18 protein-coding genes are annotated in these 17003 nt (G+C 71.4%); 3 read left to right on the forward strand and 15 right to left on the reverse strand.

What is annotated here, in order from left to right:
* The 7 genes from FE633_RS29020 to FE633_RS29050 form a co-directional block, all read right to left on the reverse strand.
* Positions 1 to 631, reverse strand: a 631-nt coding sequence (locus FE633_RS29020) for a GvpL/GvpF family gas vesicle protein (protein WP_246113874.1), incomplete at its 3' end; no start/stop codon positions are given.
* Positions 628 to 990, reverse strand: coding sequence for a gas vesicle protein (gene gvpJ / locus FE633_RS29025; RefSeq protein ID WP_138048148.1), 363 nt, complete (start codon positions 988 to 990; stop codon positions 628 to 630). The genes FE633_RS29020 and gvpJ (FE633_RS29025), both read right to left, overlap by 4 nt.
* The gene (locus FE633_RS29030; protein WP_138048149.1) at positions 987 to 1238 is read right to left on the reverse strand and encodes a gas vesicle protein GvpG; all 252 of its coding nucleotides are present in this window, start codon (positions 1236 to 1238) and stop codon (positions 987 to 989) included. Before FE633_RS29030 ends, gvpJ (FE633_RS29025) begins: the two co-directional genes overlap by 4 nt.
* A gap of 3 nt (positions 1239 to 1241) precedes the next feature.
* On the reverse strand, positions 1242 to 2069 hold the full coding sequence (locus FE633_RS29035; RefSeq protein ID WP_138048150.1) for a GvpL/GvpF family gas vesicle protein: 828 nt from the start codon (positions 2067 to 2069) through the stop codon (positions 1242 to 1244).
* Positions 2066 to 2440 (reverse strand): gas vesicle protein GvpJ, encoded by a 375-nt coding sequence (gene gvpJ, locus FE633_RS29040; RefSeq protein ID WP_119106611.1) that lies wholly within the window; start codon positions 2438 to 2440, stop codon positions 2066 to 2068. The genes FE633_RS29035 and gvpJ (FE633_RS29040) overlap by 4 nt, the downstream gene beginning before the upstream one ends.
* Before the next feature lie 185 nt (positions 2441 to 2625).
* The gene (locus FE633_RS29045; RefSeq protein ID WP_138048151.1) at positions 2626 to 2973 is read right to left on the reverse strand and encodes a gas vesicle protein GvpO; all 348 of its coding nucleotides are present in this window, start codon (positions 2971 to 2973) and stop codon (positions 2626 to 2628) included.
* Between the two features lie 95 nt (positions 2974 to 3068).
* Positions 3069 to 3359: a YciI family protein gene (locus tag FE633_RS29050; protein WP_138048152.1), complete on the reverse strand. Its 291-nt coding sequence runs from the start codon at positions 3357 to 3359 to the stop codon at positions 3069 to 3071.
* An 83-nt stretch (positions 3360 to 3442) separates the two neighbouring features.
* Between FE633_RS29050 and FE633_RS29055 the strand changes: the two genes are divergently transcribed.
* Complete coding sequence (locus FE633_RS29055) at positions 3443 to 4078, forward strand: Crp/Fnr family transcriptional regulator (protein ID WP_246113875.1); 636 nt, start codon at positions 3443 to 3445, stop codon at positions 4076 to 4078.
* Here FE633_RS29055 and FE633_RS29060 read toward each other — a convergent pair whose 3' ends face one another.
* The 8 genes from FE633_RS29060 to FE633_RS29095 all read right to left on the reverse strand — a co-directional run bounded on the left by FE633_RS29060 (position 4079) and on the right by FE633_RS29095 (position 13749).
* Positions 4079 to 4516, reverse strand: a complete 438-nt coding sequence (locus tag FE633_RS29060) for a pyridoxamine 5'-phosphate oxidase family protein (RefSeq protein ID WP_138048153.1) — start codon at positions 4514 to 4516, stop codon at positions 4079 to 4081.
* A 107-nt stretch (positions 4517 to 4623) separates the two neighbouring features.
* Positions 4624 to 5853, reverse strand: coding sequence for a PP2C family protein-serine/threonine phosphatase (locus tag FE633_RS29065; RefSeq protein WP_138048154.1), 1230 nt, complete (start codon positions 5851 to 5853; stop codon positions 4624 to 4626).
* Positions 5854 to 6551: 698 nt separating this feature from the next.
* Entirely contained in the window at positions 6552 to 8012 is a 1461-nt protein-coding gene (locus FE633_RS29070) for an amino acid permease (RefSeq protein ID WP_138048155.1), read from the reverse strand.
* Between the two features lie 402 nt (positions 8013 to 8414).
* Positions 8415 to 10046: a PucR family transcriptional regulator gene (locus FE633_RS29075; RefSeq protein ID WP_246113876.1), complete on the reverse strand. Its 1632-nt coding sequence runs from the start codon at positions 10044 to 10046 to the stop codon at positions 8415 to 8417.
* 181 nt (positions 10047 to 10227) lie between these two features.
* Entirely contained in the window at positions 10228 to 10722 is a 495-nt protein-coding gene (locus tag FE633_RS29080; RefSeq protein ID WP_138048156.1) for an SRPBCC family protein, read from the reverse strand.
* Position 10723: 1 nt separating this feature from the next.
* On the reverse strand, positions 10724 to 12130 hold the full coding sequence (locus tag FE633_RS29085; RefSeq protein WP_138048157.1) for a flavin monoamine oxidase family protein: 1407 nt from the start codon (positions 12128 to 12130) through the stop codon (positions 10724 to 10726).
* Positions 12131 to 12136: 6 nt separating this feature from the next.
* Positions 12137 to 13087 carry a carbohydrate kinase family protein gene (locus FE633_RS29090; protein ID WP_138048158.1) on the reverse strand — a complete coding sequence of 317 codons (951 nt, stop codon included), beginning with the start codon at positions 13085 to 13087 and terminating at the stop codon, positions 12137 to 12139.
* Positions 13084 to 13749, reverse strand: a complete 666-nt coding sequence (locus FE633_RS29095) for a class II aldolase/adducin family protein (RefSeq protein ID WP_138048159.1) — start codon at positions 13747 to 13749, stop codon at positions 13084 to 13086. The genes FE633_RS29090 and FE633_RS29095 overlap by 4 nt, the downstream gene beginning before the upstream one ends.
* A 228-nt stretch (positions 13750 to 13977) precedes the next feature.
* Between FE633_RS29095 and FE633_RS29100 the strand changes: the two genes are divergently transcribed.
* Together FE633_RS29100 and FE633_RS29105 are read left to right on the forward strand one after the other, a co-directional pair.
* The gene (locus FE633_RS29100; RefSeq protein ID WP_171060163.1) at positions 13978 to 14589 is read left to right on the forward strand and encodes a TetR/AcrR family transcriptional regulator; all 612 of its coding nucleotides are present in this window, start codon (positions 13978 to 13980) and stop codon (positions 14587 to 14589) included.
* Positions 14590 to 14887: 298 nt separating this feature from the next.
* Positions 14888 to 17002, forward strand: coding sequence for a SpoIIE family protein phosphatase (locus tag FE633_RS29105; protein ID WP_138048161.1), 2115 nt, complete (start codon positions 14888 to 14890; stop codon positions 17000 to 17002).
* Position 17003: the final 1 nt, after the last annotated feature.

The raw sequence follows: 17003 nt of genomic DNA on the forward strand, positions 1-17003 counted from the left end.
CGGCCGCCTGCCAGGCGTCCTCGGCGGTGCGGCGCATCCGGCGCCGTCCGGCGAGGTAGGCGCGGCCGGGGTTGAGGTCCGCGGCCGGGGCGGCGGCCGGGTCCGGGCCGGGGCGGGGATCGGGTGACGCGGCGTCAGGGGCGGCGTAGACTTTGACGCCGAGTTCCACATGGCCCGTCAGACGGTCCAGCAGGGGCAGGAAGTCGTCGCGACGGTCGTCGAGCGTCTGCCGGACGCGGTCCTCGTCGAGATAGACGGTGGCCAGGCGCAGCGGCAGGACGGTGGCGCCGAGCCCGGCGAGGGCCGCGACGACGGCGTGATGGGCGCGGGCCGTGGATTCCAGCCAGCGCAGGTCCTCCAGATGGGCTTTGAGGGGTTGCTCGTCGAAGTCCGCGGCCGGGACGGGGCCGACGGCCGCGGCCAGCTCCGAGCTGGGGTCAGCGGACCCCAGCAGGCGTATCCGCTCTCCGGCAACGCCGCGCAGGCCGGCCACCGCCTCGGCCGCCTCCGACGTACGGCGCAGGACCGCGTAGGCGTAGACGATGTCCGTGCCAGTCGTGCCAGTCGTGCCGGTCGTGCGGGTCGTGCCGACCGCGTCCATTGCATCAGTCGTGTCAGTCGTGTTGGTCACGGGGCCTGGCTCCTGTCGGTCGCCCGCAGCGCGGCGATCTCCGCGCGCAGGCGTTCGTTCTCCTCGGTGAGAGACCGGTCCGGACGGCCGGCCCGGGAGGAGAGGGAGGGGTCGGACTCCCACCAGTCGATGCCCATCTCCTTCGCCTTGTCGACGGAGGCGACGACGAGTCGCAGCTTGATGGTGAGCAACTCGATGTCGAGCAGGTTGATCCGGATGTCGCCCGCGATCACCACACCCTTGTCGAGAACCCGTTCGAGGATGTCGGCCAGGGAGGCGCCCTGGCCGCCGGGCGCCTGGTCGTACGGGGACGGAAAACGGGGCGCTCCGCCGAGTCCGCCTGCTACCGGTTGTGTCATGGTCGGGGGGCTCGTCTCCGCGTGGTGATTTCGTCGAGTCGGTCCAGCAGTTCGTCCTCGCGGCGGTCGTACTCGTCCTCGTCGATACGTCCGTCCAGCAGGGCGCGTTCCAGTTCGACGAGGGCCTGCCTGACCGGCGCCGGGTCGTAGTACTCCGCTTCGGCGGCGTTCAGTACCTGCTCGGCGGCCCAGAGGGTGGTGCGCAGGGGCGCGAACGGGAAGGTGAGGATGCCGGTCAGCAGGCCCATGGGTCAGGCGGCGAAGCTGTACGGGGGCAGGGGACCGCGCAGCCGGAATTCGTACCCCTCGCCGTAGTCGCGCGCCAGCCGCTCTCCCGCTTCGGTGAACTCGTGGGCGCGGGAGCGTGAGACGAGGAACGAGACGTTGAGGAAGTCGTCCTTCGCCGGGGCCGCCTGGACCCGGGCCCGGGCCAGACCGGACAGCTGCTGGACGACCCGCTCGGCCAGCAGCCGCTGCCGGGCGTCGACCTGTCGGGCCACCAGCTCGCCGAGGGCGACGCGGTCCTCGTAGGTGCCGTTGCCGTCACGGGTGCGCTCGTTGAGACGGCGGGCCTCGTCGGACTCGGTGAGCACCTCGCGCAGCAGGTCCTCCTGGGAGCGCGCGGCCTTGAGGTTGAACTCGGTGGTGCCGTGCAGTTCGACGAGCTTGCGGGTGAACTCCTCGCCCTTCTCCTCCAAGGCCCTTTTGACGGCGTCGTCGTCGGGGGCGAGCAGACCGAACCGCATGGGGAGGACCGCTCCGTCGGCCATCAGCCTTTCCTGCAGCTCCTGGTGGGCGGCGAGGTCACGGCGTTTGGGGCGAAGGTCCGGGGGAGCGGGGCTGACTACGGCGGCGAGACCGCCGTGGACCACCGTGCTCAGGGAGCCGCCCGCGTCGCCGCCGACGGTCCGCAGGCCGTCGAGCCTCAGGGGGTGGTCGGAGCCGGTGACGGCGTAGACGTACCGGGGCGCTTCCGGTGCCGGCTCCGGTGTCGGTTCCTGTGGCGTCCCCGGTGCCGGCCCCGGTGCCTGCCCCGGGGTCGGTTCCGCCGCGGATTCGCTCGTCGGAGCGCTGCTCACCGCTCCTCCTTGTCGTCGCGGTCGAAGACATCGCTGATCGCGTCGATGGCGCCGCTGATCGCGCCGCCGGTCTTGCCCCGGGCGCCGCTCTCGACCATGTCGCCGACGAGGTCGGTGAGCCTGGCCGGGGCCTTGCGGCCCGACTCCAGGTCGAGGCGGTTGCAGGCCTCGGCGAAGCGGAGATATGTGTCCACGCTGGCGATGACGATCCGTATGTCGATCTTGAGGATCTCGATACCGACCAGCGAGACACGAACGAACACGTCGATGACGAGCCCGCGGTCCAGGATGAGTTCGAGGATGTCGTAGAGGCCGGCGGTCCCCGAACCGCTGGAGGTGGCGGCGGGTTGCACCCCGCCGGTCTGCGTCATGACGGTCACGTTTTCGGTTCCCTTCGCTGTGCTCCGTTCTCGGCGTGACACCAGGCGGCCCGATTGCCCCGGTATACACGTCGGTACGGCACCCGGCCGGGTGCCGCGCCACTTGTACGTACGGGGGCGGCGGCGGAGGTGTTCACGGCGAAGACCGAAAACAGCGCCTTACTTGAACTGAACTGTCAACGCCCACGGTCGAGTTGGCCGCGGGCATAGCGGCGCGCCCGCTCGTAGCCGAGGAGTTGGCCCTGGGCGTCCAGGCTGACCCGGTAGGTCGCCATGACGGTCATGGTGTCGGGGACCCGTTCCAGCTCCACCACCTCCACATCGGCCGTCCAGCCGTCCGGCGCCGGCCGGAGCGCGGAGACGGACTCCGGGGCGGTGCCGAGCAGTTCGCCGAGCTGGGACGCCGCGCCACGCATGGCCTGGGGCGCCGTCACGCGGCCGGAACTGGCGGTCGAATTGCCTGCTGTGCGGGGGGTGTTGGAGCCGTCCGGAGTGTCCGGGGCATCCTGGTCGGTGCTTGTCATGCTCCTACCGTGCCAAGTCCGCCGCCCGTGTGGGGAGCGGATTGGCCAAAGATCCTGAGCACGGGGCCCTTTTCCTTCTCGAACCCAACTCCTCGTCACCGGTGCTGGTTCGGGTGCCCCGGCGCGTCGAGGCCGATGATGGGGGTCCACTCCCGCACCCCTGCCACCCGGACGCCCGAAGTGCCGTAGTACGGATCGGCGTTGATGATCGCGTCGAGTCGCGAGCGGTCCACGTCGAAGATCAGCACGGCGCCACTGTCGTCCGCCCACGGCCCCGCGGCCACGAGGTGGCCGTCAGCCTGCAGACGCGCCAGCCGCTGACGGTGCGCAGGGCGTGCGGCGAGGCGTTCCGGAGAGCTGGTGAAGGCGAGTTCGAGGATCAGCATGCGGCTGACGGTACTGTCGCGGGGTGACCAGGTCTGTATCGCCCGATACACCCCCGCGGTGGCGATCGTTGAGCGGAATACCGTTGCTGGCTTCGCTCCCCGACACCTCACTGCGGCACCTGTGGGCAGTCTCCTCACCTCGTACGGTCCCCGCCGGGCAGGTGCTGCGCACCGTGGGCGATCCCGCGGCTCACCTCATCCTGCTGCTGCGCGGTCGAGTGGCCGCCGGCACGGTGACAGGAACGGGGCGTGTGCTGCGTTTCGGGGAATGGGCGGCACCCTGCGCGCTGGACAAGATCGCCGTGATCGACGGCGGAGGACACACCGCGACCCTCACCGCACTCACTCCGTGCGGGGTACGGACCCTGCCGCGCGACCACTTCCTGGCTCTGGTCGACGACGTGTCATCGGTACGGGCCCACGTGCTGCGCGTGCTCGCCGGGCACGCTCGGCGACAGCAGGAGAGGCTGACGGCAACGGCGACGCTGCCGGCCGAAGCGCGGCTGGCGGCCTGGCTGCTGGACCGCGCCGCGGACACGCGAAGCCGCCGAGTGCCCCTGCCCGGCAGCCAGCAGGCTCTCGCCGATCTGCTCGGGGTCACGCGCGTAACCGTGAACCGCGCCCTGGCCCGGCTGCGTCGCGATGTCCTGATCGAGGTCGAGCGCGGCACCGTCGTCATCCTCGCCCCGGAACTGCTGGAACTGCGCGCACACGGCTGATCAGGAGGCGTCCACTCCGTACAGGGTGCGCCCGCCGACAAGTTGTCGCCCCGTGACCATCTCGGGTTCGATGCGTACGAAGATCCCGTCGTGCGTGGCCGCCCACGGGCGGGGGCCGGTCCGCGTCAGCCGGGCGTGTTCGGTGGGGTCGGTCACCACGGTCGCCCTGCCCGTGACGATGACACTCCAGCCCGACTGCTCAACGGCGTTGAATTCGTCCGCCTCGAAGGCCACCACGGCACCGCCGATCGCGCGGACGAGGTCCGAGGCCGCCGAGGTGCACAGCAGCACGGAAGAGTCCGTGTCCAGCGAGAAGTTGACCGGGAGCACCGTGGGCAGCGCCTGCCGGGTGTACACGACACGGCCGACCGGCACCTTCGTCAGAAGGCGCAGGCACTCCTGTCGATCGAGCGCGCGAAAGCCGTCGTTCTCCTGCATATGGCCAGCGTCCGGTGGGCTGTGCCCAGTCGCCAAGGGCTGGAAGACCCTCATCCGGGCCACTCGGCCCACCCCGGGCCGCGGGCCGGCCGTCGCCGAAAAGCCGGTCAGAGGCGGATGACGACCAAAGCGGTGTCGTCCGTGTCGCCGGTGGCGGGGAGAAGGTCGCCCAGCAGGGTGTCGGCCAGGGACTCCGGGTCGGCCTGCCGATGGCGGGTCAGGCAGTCGGCGAGGCGGGCCAGACCGGTGTCGATGTCCTCGTCGCGGCGCTCGATCAGGCCGTCGGTGTACAGGACCAGGGTGGCGCCCTCGGCGAAGGACACCTGGGCCTGAGGGCGGGGGATGTGTTTTGGGCGGGCGCCCAGCGGTGGGTCGGTGGCCTGGTTGAGGAAGGCCACGGTGCCGTCGGCGTGCAGCAGGGCGGGCGGAGGGTGGCCGGCACTGCTGTAGGTGATGGTGTGGCGGTCCCAGTCGATGAAGGCCTTCACCACGGTGGTCGACTCGGCGCCCTCCACCGAGCGGGCGTACAGGCCGAGGACATCCAGGGCCTGGGCCGGGCCCTCGGCGACGCGGGCCGCCGCGCTGAGTGCGCTGCGCAGCTGTCCCATGACGCATGCGGCCGAGAGGCCGTGTCCGACGACGTCGCCGACGGCGACGGCGATGCGGTCGCCGGGCAGGTCGATCATGTCGTACCAGTCGCCGCACACGTTCAGCGCGCCGGCGGCGGGCCGGTAGCGTACGGTCGCTCCGTTGTGCCCGATGTCCGGGCTCGCGACGGGCAGCATGGCCGCCTGCAGGGCAAGGGCGACCTCACGGTCGCGGGCGTGCGCCTGCCGCAGGCTTTCGTTGAGCTCCTGCAGTTCACGGGCGCGGGTGTAGAGCTCGGCTTCCAGCACGCGGGCTTGGCTGCTCCCTGTCCTGCCCCGGGCACGGAGGAGTTCGGTGACCTCCTCCACCCGGTGCAGGATCAGCACCACGCGCCCGTCGGGGCCGTGGACGGGTGCGTTGACCGGGCTCCAGTAGCGTTCGACCCACTGGTTCTGCCGCTCGGGATCCTGGACGTCGTAGCGCTGCAGCGCCATGGTGTCGCGGTTGCCGGTGGCCACCACGCGCAGCATCGACGCCCGGACGTCGCGCATGCCGGCCGCGGCGGGGTCGTTCGGGTTCTCGGGGAAGACGTCGAAGATGTAGCGGCCCACCAGCTGCGCGCGGGTGCGCCCGGCCAGGTGCAGGAAGTCCTCGTTGGCGTCAGCGTACACCAGGTCGGGAGTCAGCAGCGCCACCATGCCGGGCAGGGCCCGGAAGACCGCCTCGTAGTCGATCTGCGGTTCCCTCATGTGCTGCCTGCCTCGGCGCCGACCGTCATCGGATGTGGTTCCACGATACGAGGGATCGCGCCACGGGGCCGGGGCAGCGCTCCGCCGACCGGGCGGTCAGCCGGCGGCCCCGTCGCGGCGCGGTCTACGCCGGCCGCGGCACGGCGGCTACTCGTCGGCTGCTGGGCTGGATGGTGGGACAGAAGCCTCCTGCCCGCTGCCGCGCCTGGCGTCTCACGCCGACTCGGGACGGCCGACTCGGGGACGGCCGGTTGGGGACACGCGGTCTGGGGGGACGGCTGGTTCGGGGGCGGCCGGTTCGGGGACAGGCGGTCCGCGGGACGGCCGGTTCGGGGACAGGCGGTTCGCAGAGGAGCGGTTCGCGAGCGGCCGGTTCGCGGAGCAGGAGCAGTGCCGCGTCAGCCGTTCGGCGAGCGGGTGGAAGTCGCGGCCGTGGTCCCGTGCCACGGGGCTCTCCGCGAGCCCGAAGATGACCCCGCGCGGCCCGCTGGTGGTGGCGGCCGACGCGGGCCCGGTGGCCGGCAGCCGGCCACCGGGCGATCCCGCTCCGCCGACGCCCCGCGCCCCGGAATGGCCCCGTGCCCGGAACCGACGCGGCTCCCCGCCGTGGAAGGCGGGGAGCCGGGGCCGTGGGGGGTGGCTTGTCGGGGCCGTGGGGGCCCTGTCGGGGAGGTCGTGCGGGAGTCGCGCGGTGGTGGTTATCGGGACCCGGCCGTCTCCGGGGTGTTCTGGCGGCGGGTCCGCTCGCGGACCAGCGAGATCGCGACCACCAGCGCGGCGACGAGCACCGAGAGCAGTACCTGGATCCGTCCGCCGCCCTCGCTGTCGTCGGTGAGCATGTAGACGAGCACGAACGAGATCATCGCGATCGTCGCCCACGTCAGGTACGGGAACAGCCACATCCGGACGACCAGCTTCTCCGGGCTCTCGCGCAGGATGATCCCGCGCATCTTCAGTTGCGAGAAGCAGATGACCAGCCACACGAAGAGCGCGACCGCGCCCGAGGAGTTCAGCAGGAACTGGAAGACCGTGTCCGGCCACAGGTAGTTGAAGGCGACCGCCACGAAGCCGAAGGCCACGGAGGCCAGGATCGCGGTCTGCGGGACACCCCCGGTGTTCGTCCGTGTGAAGGCCTGCGGGGCGTCGCCGCGCTGCCCGAGGGAGAAGGCCATCCGGGAGGCGGTGTAGAGGCCGGAGTTGAGACAGGACAGCACGGCGGTCAGCACGATGAAGTTCATGATCTCGCCGGCGTGCGGGATGCCGATCGTGTCGAGGGCCGCGACGTACGAGCCCTTCTTCTCGATCGCGGGGTCGTTCCACGGCAGCAGGGAGACCACGACGAGGATCGAGCCGACGTAGAAGACGCCGACCCGCCAGATCACGCTCCGGGTCGCCTTGGCGACCGCCCGCTCCGCGTCCGCGGACTCACCGGCGGCGAGGGTGACGATCTCGCTGCCCATGAAGGAGAACACGACCAGCAGGATGCCGGTGAGGATCGCGCCGGGCCCGTTCGGCAGGAAGCCGCCGTGCTCGGTGAGGTTGCCGAAGCCTGTCGCGGCGCCCTCGGCGCCGGGCAGCACACCGAAGATCGCCAGGCCGCCGATGAGGATGAAGCCCGAGATGGCGACGACCTTGATGCCGGCGAACCAGAACTCGAACTCGCCGAAGGAACCGACGGAGATCAGGTTCGTGGCGGTGAGGACCACCATCACGATCAGCGCCCAGGCCCACTGGGGTACGGCCGGAACCCACCCTTCCAGGATCACGGCACCCGCCGTCGCCTCCACGGCGAGCACGACGACCCAGAAGAACCAGTACAGCCAGCCGATCGAGAACCCGGCCCAGCGGCCCAGCGCCCGGTCCGCGTAGGCGGAGAAGGAGCCGGAGGTCGGGTTGGCCGCGGCCATCTCGCCGAGCATCCGCATGACGAAGACGACCAGGGCGCCGACCAGCGCGTACGACAGCAGGATGCCGGGCCCGGCGGCGGCGATACCGGAGGCGGAGCCGACGAAGAGACCGGCGCCGATGACCCCGCCGATGGCGATCATGGACAGATGGCGATTCTTGAGGCCGGCCTGAAGACCGGGCTGCTCCGGGGACTGACCACCTGTTGGCGATGCAGTGTCGGGGGCCAGTGACTCAGGGGGACGTGTAGTCATGTGGACATCCATTGAGTGGTTGGGAGGGCCATGGTGGGGAGTGGCTGCCCGAGATCCGACCGGTCAGCCGGACAGTCGGATCGCCGGATCGCTTCGATGGCGGGGACGAGCAGGCCGGACTTACGCAGGGCGGGGCGGGGCGGTCATGGTCCTGACGATTTCCGAAAGCGTTCACGGCACGGGGCGCGGTATCCGGATGCCGTACTGGTGACATGGTCGTCACAGCACGTCCGCGCCTTGCTCCGTCTCCTCGTGGGAGGCGGACCGCATCACCTGCGGAAATGGATTTGCGCAAGCTTATGGAGGGCCAGGGGCCGAGGTGTTTGTGGAAGACGACAAACTAGTCCTCGATGGCTGTCCGATCGGCCAATGCGGAAGGGCGTCGTCGTACGAGGGGCCGGGTCAGGTGGCGGGCGGCAGCCGCAGCTGGAGCATGGCGAGCAGACGCTGGTCCGGACGGCTCAGATCGAGACCGGTCAGCTCCTCGGCCCGGCGAATGCGGTAGCGCAGCGTGTTGGGGTGCACATGCAGCTGGGCGGCGGCCGCCCGTACGTCACCGAAGGAATTCAGGTAGGCCAGCAGGGACTCGGCGAGCTGTCCCTGGTGCCGGCTGTCGTGCGCCACCAGGGCCGTCAGTCGGGGATCCCGTATCTCGGCGTGGTCGGAGAGCAGCGTCAGCACTTCGCTGACCAGCACTTCCGCCTGGATGTCCGGCAGCGCGGCGACCGCGGCGGACACGCCGGCGCTCACCATGGCGTCGAGGATCCGGTCGGCCTCGCGACGTGACTCGGGTGCGGTGCCGAGCCCGGGTACCAGGCAACCGACCGAGCCGCGCAGCGGCAGTCCCAGATGGCGGTGTGCGGCCTCGGTGATCTCCTGGGCCCAGCCGCGCAGGGTGTCGGTGTCGATGCTGCGGGGCAGCTGGGGCAGAAGCACGTAGATACGGGGATCGACCTGAGTGACCAGCGCGCTGCGGTGCCGGGCGGCGATGTGCACGGAGACGAGGTTGGTGACCTCGGTGTGGGTCAGCTCCGGTGCAGTGACCGCCTCCGAGGTTCCGTACGAGAAGCCCAGGACGGCGGCCGGGCGGGTCACGTCGAATCCCAGGTGGGTGGCCAGCGGCTGCGGCCCGGTGCTCCCCTCCAGCAGCCCGGCCAGCAGGGTCCGGGTGAGCGTCAGGTCCTCCGAGAGCTCCCGGCGGCGGCGTACCAGATGGTGCGCGGCGACCCGGGCGGCGCCCAGCAGTGCCTGGTCCGAGCGTTCGGACAGCGGCGTCGAACCCTCCTGCACCCAGATGGTGCCCAGTTGCCGGTCACCGGACCGGATGGCCACCGCGAGCCGGCGGCGGATCCCCAGCTCGGGGTGGCTGTCGATGCCGATCACGTCGTCGCTGGAGTGCAGGTGCTGGAACACGCCCCACTCACGCAGCTTCGCCAGATACGCCTCCGGTCCCTGCCAGCCGAGGATGGAGCGCCGCCGCAGGTCGTCGATCTCGTCGGAGTCGGTGGAGCGGGAGTAGGCCAGCACCCGGTGGGCGGCGTCCTCGATGCTGACGATGCCGCTGGTGAGGATGGCGGTGGTCTGGGCGAGCGAGAACAGGTCGCCCTCCTCGGCCCCTTCGCCGGGGTGGCCCGGCGGCGCGTCGTCGAGGGCTGCGCGGGCCAGCGAGATCACCTGCTCCCAGCGTGCTTCGCTGCGCAGGGAGAGCAGGGCGACGCCGGCCTCGGCGGCGGTCGCGCTCACGGCCGCCGCCTGGCCGGGACCGTCCAGTTTGACCACGACGGCGGCGGCCTGGTCGCGCCCGGCGGCCCGCAGCGCGGGAAAGGCGGCGCGGCCACGGGCACCGATGACGAGGACCAGCTCGCCAGGATGGGCGGACGGCGGGTCCACGGGGTCGAGCAGGGTGACGCCGCGGATCTCGACGTCGAGTCCGGCGGGAGCGGCCTGTACCTCCACCAGCGAGTCACCCAGCGCCATCAGCAACTGACGCAGGCTGATGCTCGCTGTGGGCGGTGAAACCGCGCCCGGATCCATGATCGTCGCCTCTTGCTCGGAACCACGCCGAAACCCCGATGCTATCCGCCCGGGCGCCGGGGGCCATGCCGGGGCGAGTGGGGGCGCCTCCGGGCGACCGGCGAGGTCACCTTGTGGGTCGGTGCGGGTGCGTTGTGGCTGGTCGCGCAGTTCCCCGCGCCCCTGAAGGGCGCGGTGGCCGCTATGGCGTCGTCGTCCCGGTGTCGCCCTCGGCCACGATGAGGTCCTCCAGGTTGCGCATCGACGTCTGGAAGGCCTTGCGCAGGCCGGGCTGCTGGAGTCTGTCGATGGTGCGGCCGACCACGCCGAGGCCGGGCCGGTAGCGGACGCTGTACGTCATCTCGGTGCCCTCGGTGCCGTCGTCGAAGGTGAGGCGGCGGAACTCGAAGATGTTGGTCATGCCGTGCATGGGCTCGAAGCCCGTTCCGGTGTCGACCCGTCGCCGCAGGGGGTCGATCTCGCGAACGGTCCACGTGGAGCGGGTGGTCAGGGGGCCGACGGTCCGGTTGCGTTCGGAGTAGGTCCTGCCCACTTCGGCGGTGCCGTGGTGGGCGGTGACTTCCAGGACGCCGTCCACCCACTCCGCGTAGCGGTCGGTCGCGGAGGTGACCTCCCAGACGCGGCGGAGGGGCACGGCGAGTACGGCGCGTTCGGTCACTTCGGTGACGGCGGCCATGTCAGCTCTCCTGTTCGATGACGGCGCGTGCGGTGTCCCTGCCGGAGCGGACGGCCCCGTCCATGTAGCCGTTCCAGTAGTCGGAGTGCTCGGCCCCGGCCCAGTGGACGCGGCCGAACGGCCTGTCCCGCCACGCGCCCAGGTCGGTGAGCACACCGGGGGCGGCGATCGCGGTGGGCCCGCCCCGGGTCCACTCCTCGGTGGTCCAGTCCTGCTCGAAGTAGTCGGCGGGCCGCAGCGCGCCCCGCCCCACGACCTGGGCGAAGGCCCGCAGCACCGCGCCGCGTCGTTCGTGTGCGGGACGGTGCGCCCAGGCACGCCACTGGCGGCCGCCGAGGAAGCCCATCAGGACACCCGGCTTGCCGCTGGGCGGCGAGTTGTCGAACATCGAGCACACCGTCGAGCCGGCGCGGAAGACGCCCTGGCCGGACAGCCCGTCCCCGCGCCAGAACGGCTCGTCGTAGACGGCCTCGCACTTCATCAGCCGACCGAAGGTCAGCCGGCTGAAGAGCGCGTCCTGCTCGGGCGGAAGCAGTGGGGACCAGTGGATCCGGGCGGCCAGCGCGGGCGGTACGGCGACGACGACCCGGCGGCAGGTCCAGGCGCCGCTGTCGGTGCGCACCGTGACGCCGCGGCCGTCCTGTTCGACGGCGCGGACGGGCGAGCCGAGGACCACACGCCCGTCGAGCCGCTCGGCCATGGTGGTCGACAGGCGCTGCGAGCCTCCGACGAACCGGCGTTCCTGTGCGCCGTCCTTCGTTCCGATGCCGCGCTCCAGCGTGCCCGGTACTCCTTCGGAGCCCATGCCGGCGACGTAGTGGAGGCTGAACAGCAGCGAGGCGTCCGCGGCGGTCGCGCCGTACGCGGAGCCGAGGAAGGCGTTCATCAGGTCCAGTCCGCCCGTGCCCAGGGTGGTGCGGCGGATCCAGCTGTCGAGGGTGAGCGCGTCCAGGCGGCGTGCGTGCCGGGCCTCCCAGGGCGCGTGCAGCGGAACCTGCCGGGTGAGGCGGGCGATCCGGGCCATGGTGACGCCGATGTCCGGGAGCGCGAGCAGGTCCGGTGGGATGTCGCCGGTGTACCGCGTGCCGCGTCCGCCGCGTACGTACACCGCCGCGCCCTCGTCGTACGCGGGAAACGTGTCGATGCCGAGTTCGTCGGCGAGGGCGAGCACATGGTTCTGGGTCGGGCCCACGAACTGGCCGCCGGCCTCGACGACCTGTCCGTCGCCGAGGTCGTGGTTGAGGGTGCGCCCGCCGACGCGGTCACGTGCTTCGAGGACCGTGACACTGTGTCCGGCGGCGACGAGCCGGCGGGCGGCGGTCAGCCCCGCGAGCCCCGCGCCGACCACCACGACATCGGCGTTCCGGGTGGAGGACGTGGAGGACGTGGAAGACGTGGAGGACGGCATCCCGCATCACCTGTCGATGGTCGGTGCGCCGGCGGCGAAGGCCTGTATGGCGGCGAGGTCGTAGTCGCCGTGGTCGGTGCCGAGCCCGCCGGCCACCTGGGCGGCCGTGGCACAGCCGAGTACGGCTGCCTCGGGCGCGTCGTGTCCCAGCGAGAGCCCACGCAGGAAGCCGGCGGAGAACGAGTCTCCGCACCCGGTGGTGTCGACGACATCGACGGCGAACGCGGGAACGGTGTGCTCACCGTCGGCCGTGACGATCACGGCGCCGGCCGCTCCCGCGGTGGCGACGACGCATCCGGCACCGCGGTCGAGCAGTGCGCGGCAGCCCGTCACCAGGTCGGTGGTGCCGGTCCAGCCGAGGACCTGGTCGTCGTTGGGCAGCAGATAGTCCACGTACGGCAGGCAGGCCGCGATCCAGTCCAGCCAGGCGGCCTCGCCGGGGACGATGCAGTCGACGGAGGTGGTCACCCCGTGGTCGCGCGCGAACGACAGGACCTTCGCCGCGGCTTCACCGCCCATGAGTTCCGGCGCCCCGAGATGCAGGTGCGTGGCCGCGGTGATGGCGTCCCAGGGCGCGTCGTCCGGCCCGTAGCCGCCGTTGGCCCCGATGACGTGGAGGGTGGGGTGCGATCCGTCCGGCCGGACGGCTACCACGCTGGCCGAGGTCTGCGTTCCGTCGCGGCGCAGCAGAAGCGAGGTGTCCACGCCGTCGCGGGCGAGCAGCGCGAGCAGCTGGTCGCCGATCGTGTCGGTGCCGACGGCTCCCGCGCTGCGCACGGTGGCACCGAGCTTGGCGAGAACGAGCGCGGTGCCGCCGGCGGGGCCGGCCGCCGTCACCTTGATCTGCTCGACGAGCTGTCCGCCCTGGCCTTCGGGAATCTGCTCGACCGGACTCACGAGGGTGTCCAGGACATGCGCACCCAGTGCGATCACGGTCATGTCGGGGGCCGCGGTCATGACTTCTCCTCGGGTGTTCCGGTGGGCTTGCCGTTCATGCGCGCCAGCGCCGCCGCGATGACGGCCTGCTGCTGTTCCTCGTCGAGAGCCCGCGGAGTGCCCATCGACGCCGCGTGCCAGTAGAGCTCGCACGCCCACTCGAGCAGAAGACTCCGCTCGACCGCCGCTTCGAGGGAGGCCGCGTGGGTGACCGCGCCGTGGTTGGCCATCAGCGCGGCCGACTTGCCGTCCAGGGCGGTGAGCACGTGGTCGGCCAGCTCGGGTGTGCCCCATGTGGCATACGGTGCGACGCGCACGGCACCGCCGAGCTTCAGCATGTAGTAGTGCACGCACGGCAGTTCGTCCACGACGAGGCCGACCGCCGTCGCCATCGGAGCATGGGTGTGCACGACGGCCGCGGCGCCGAAGCGTCGGTAGACACCGAGGTGCAGTGCCAGCTCCGAGGTCGGTTCGAGATCGCCGAGGACCGCCTTGCCGTCGAGATCGACGACGACGACCTGTTCGGCTGTCATCTCCGCGAACCGGGCCTCGGTGGCGGTGACCACGACCTCGTCACCCACTCGTACGCTGATGTTTCCGGCCCCCTCGATGACCAGTCCGCGGGCCGCCAGCCGTCGGCAGGCATCCGCGATCTGTTCCCGGACGTCGTGGTGGCCGCTCATACGGGGGCCGCCGTGGCAGCCGACCGGACGAGTACGGCGTGGGCCATGATCGCGCTCCCTGCTGTTGATGTCGGGCGGAACACATGCGGAACACATGGGGCGAGGACGCTGAGCGCGCCCCTGTTCACTACATCCGACTATGAGCATGTTCGGACACGCGTCCAGAGTGTTCAGCAAGTGTGGACGCATGTCCAGACTCCGCGACAACTCCGCGATAGGGTTTTGCCCATGCCCATTCGCCCCGCGACGCACCGAGCCAGCGGTCAAGCGCGTCGCACCGCACTCCTGGAGGCGGCCATCGAGGTCATCGCCGAGGGCGGCGTGGGCAAGGCGACGCATCGGTCGATCGCGGCCCGGGCGGGTATGCCGCTGTCGACCACCAGCTATTTCTTCTCCTCCCTCGACGACCTGATCGCCGCGGCCCTGCAGGTCGTCGCCGACCGCATCTCGGCACGCGTCGAGGAAGCGCTCAGGATGATCGACGAAGCCGCTCTGGGGCCGGAGGAGTCGATCGAACCGTTCCTGGAGCAGCTGCTCAGTACGCCGCAGAGCGAGTTGACGGCGCAGTTCGAGATCTACCTGGAGTGCGCCCGCCGGCCCCAACTACAGGCCACGGCCCACCAGATCATGGCCAGCATCGAGCGGGCCGCGGAGGCGTCACTGCGCGCCCTCGGGATCAGTCACGCCACTCGGCGCGCCCCGATGGTGGTCGCCATGCTGGACGGCTTCGCCCTGCACCGGCGGGCCTGGCCCCGCGGTGAGGCGGACCGCCGCGTGCTCCGCGAGGCCCTCAGCACGCTTCTCCGCACCTTCGCCGCGCAGGACTCCGTCAAGGGTTGAACCAGGACACTGACCCGCTCGACTCTGGAAGTCTGTCCGATGTTGCCGCAAGGTCCGCGCCCCTCGTGTGGTCGGGGTCGGCCCCGAGCACCGCACTGCCCCCGCCCCCGTACAGACCCGGCCCACGGGGGCTGAACCCGTACGCGGCCGAAGTGCCCGGGTGAACGGGATGTGCTGTCCGGTGGTCCGAGAGACCATGGAAGCGAAGCGCCTGCTGACGCAGACTGGCCGTGCTCCAGGTCCGGGCCGGCGCAACGGCCCGCCCGGGCGCCCCCAGGCGGCGGAAGAAGTGCCTGCGATGAGCGAATCCGATAGGTCTCCGGCGGACATCGGCCGGGCGGACGCCCGCCCGCCGGAGGGTGAACCACCGCGGCCGAGCGGGCTGATGGACCTCCTCGCCGTCTCGGCGGTCCTGCTGGACGCCCAAGGACGGATCGTCCTGTGGAGTCCGCAGGCCGAGAAGCTGTACGGCCATACCGCCGAGGAGGCGCTCGGCCAGTACGCCGCGCGGCTGCTCGTGCACGAAGAGCACTGGGACTGGGTGATCGAGAAGTTCACCGACGTCATGAAGACCGGTCAGAGCTGGGGCGGCTCGTTCCCCGTCCGGTGCAAGGACGGCAGCACGCGGATGGTGGAGTGGCGCAACATGCGGCTGCTGGACGACCGCGGCGACTTCTACGCCCTCGGGCTCGGCACCGACTCGCCCACGCTGCGCGAGGTGGAGCGGGACGTCGCCCTGTCCACGCGGCTGATCTCCCAGTCCCCGATCGGGATCGCGATCCTCGACACCGATCTGCGGTATGCGGCCGTCAACCCCGCCCTGGAGCGGATCCACGGCATCCCCGCGGAGGACCACCTCGGCCACTACTACCGCGAGATCATGAGCGCCCCGGAGTTCGATGAGGCCGAGGCCGCGATGCGGCAGGTCCTCAAGACCGGGAACCCTACGGTCGAGCAGAACACCATCGTCGCCCGCACCAGGGCCGACCCGGAGCACCAGCATGCCTGGTCGCTCTCGGTGTACCGGCTGGAGGACGCCCAGGGGCGGGTGCTCGGGGTGGCCGAGCTGGTGGTGGACGTCACCGAGCGGCATCAGTCGGCCATGGAGGCCACCGAGACCCGACGGCGTCTGGCCCTGATCGCCGACGGCTCCGCCCGCATCGGCACCACCCTGGAGGTCGAACAGACAGCCCGGGAGCTGGCCGAGGTCACCATCGCCGACTTCTCCGACGTAGCGGTCGTCGACGTACTCGAGTCCGTCCTCGATGAGCACCGCCCCACCGCCCGCAGCGGCCCCGCGTTCTTCCGCGCCCTCGCGGTGCGGGCCGCCTACCCCACCGAAGCCGTCCACGCCGCGGGTCCGCCGGGCCAGGTCGCCTCGTACGACGCCGACCGTCTGGCCACTCGCTGCGTGCGGACCGGCCGGCCCGTCCTGATCCGGCACGCCGACGGAAACGACCTGACGCTCATCGCCCCCGACGAGCGGTCCGCCACCCGCCTGGCCCGCGCCGGAGTGCACTCCTACCTGGCCGTTCCGCTCACCGCCCGCGGCACGATCCTCGGCTTCGTCGGTCTCGCCCGCGCCCGCGATCCGCGGCCCTTCGACGAGGACGACCTCGCCATCGCCGCCGAGCTGGCCTCCCGCACCGCGGTGTGCATCGACAACGCCCGTACGCACCAGAGCGTGCGCAACGCCGCCGAGACCCTGCAACGCAGCCTGCTTCCGGACCACCCGCCCCACCTTCCCGGCCTGCTGGTCGCTTCCCGGTACCAGCCGGCACAGGCCGCCTACGAGGTCGGCGGCGACTGGTACGACGTCCTCCCGCTCAAGGGAGACAGGACCGCACTGGTCGTGGGCGACGTCATGGGCAGCGGCATCGACGCCGCCGCCGCCATGGGCCGCCTGCGCACCGCCACCGCCGCCTTCGCCGAACTCGACCTCGACCCCGCCCGGGTCCTCGAGCACCTCGACACGATCACCTCCAGGCTGGAGCAGTACATCGCCACCTGCGTCTACGCCGCCTACGATCCCCACCGCGCCGAGTGCCACATCGCCAACGCCGGCCATCTGCCCCCGGTCCTCGTCCGCGACGGCAGGTACCCCCAACTGCTCGACCTGCCCACCGGCACCCCCCTCGGCGTCGGCGGCGTCCCCTTCGAAACCACCACCCTCAGCCTCACGCCCGGCGACCAACTGGTCCTGTACACCGACGGACTCGTCGAAACCCGCGAGCACGCCATCGACGACCGCCTCGACACGCTCGTGCACCTGCTCGCCGCCGGCGACTCCCCCCTGGAGGAAACCTGCGACCGGCTCCTGCACGACCTCCGGCACCCCGACGACCACGACGACGTCGCTCTGCTCATCGCCCGGGCCCGGCCTTTCGCCCCCGATCCCGCACCGCATCGCTGAT

Source organism: Streptomyces montanus, assembly GCF_005786655.1.
In the GTDB taxonomy this organism is placed as follows: Bacteria; Actinomycetota; Actinomycetes; order Streptomycetales; family Streptomycetaceae; genus Streptomyces; species Streptomyces sporangiiformans.

Excerpts from the sequence above, each read along its gene's own strand:
- gvpJ (WP_138048148.1), bottom strand. The coding sequence starts at position 990 with ATGACACAACCGGTAGCAGGCGGACTCGGCGGAGCGCCCCGTTTTCCG.
- FE633_RS29030 (WP_138048149.1), bottom strand. The coding sequence starts at position 1,238 with ATGGGCCTGCTGACCGGCATCCTCACCTTCCCGTTCGCGCCCCTGCGC.
- gvpJ (WP_119106611.1), bottom strand. The coding sequence starts at position 2,440 with ATGACGCAGACCGGCGGGGTGCAACCCGCCGCCACCTCCAGCGGTTCG.
- FE633_RS29045 (WP_138048151.1), bottom strand. The coding sequence starts at position 2,973 with ATGACAAGCACCGACCAGGATGCCCCGGACACTCCGGACGGCTCCAAC.
- FE633_RS29050 (WP_138048152.1), bottom strand. The coding sequence starts at position 3,359 with ATGCTGATCCTCGAACTCGCCTTCACCAGCTCTCCGGAACGCCTCGCC.
- FE633_RS29060 (WP_138048153.1), bottom strand. The coding sequence starts at position 4,516 with ATGCAGGAGAACGACGGCTTTCGCGCGCTCGATCGACAGGAGTGCCTG.
- FE633_RS29065 (WP_138048154.1), bottom strand. The coding sequence starts at position 5,853 with ATGAGGGAACCGCAGATCGACTACGAGGCGGTCTTCCGGGCCCTGCCC.
- FE633_RS29070 (WP_138048155.1), bottom strand. The coding sequence starts at position 8,012 with ATGACTACACGTCCCCCTGAGTCACTGGCCCCCGACACTGCATCGCCA.
- FE633_RS29075 (WP_246113876.1), bottom strand. The coding sequence starts at position 10,046 with ATGGATCCGGGCGCGGTTTCACCGCCCACAGCGAGCATCAGCCTGCGT.
- FE633_RS29080 (WP_138048156.1), bottom strand. The coding sequence starts at position 10,722 with ATGGCCGCCGTCACCGAAGTGACCGAACGCGCCGTACTCGCCGTGCCC.
- FE633_RS29085 (WP_138048157.1), bottom strand. The coding sequence starts at position 12,130 with ATGCCGTCCTCCACGTCTTCCACGTCCTCCACGTCCTCCACCCGGAAC.
- FE633_RS29090 (WP_138048158.1), bottom strand. The coding sequence starts at position 13,087 with ATGACCGCGGCCCCCGACATGACCGTGATCGCACTGGGTGCGCATGTC.
- FE633_RS29095 (WP_138048159.1), bottom strand. The coding sequence starts at position 13,749 with ATGAGCGGCCACCACGACGTCCGGGAACAGATCGCGGATGCCTGCCGA.
- FE633_RS29100 (WP_171060163.1), top strand. The coding sequence starts at position 13,978 with ATGCCCATTCGCCCCGCGACGCACCGAGCCAGCGGTCAAGCGCGTCGC.
- FE633_RS29105 (WP_138048161.1), top strand. The coding sequence starts at position 14,888 with ATGAGCGAATCCGATAGGTCTCCGGCGGACATCGGCCGGGCGGACGCC.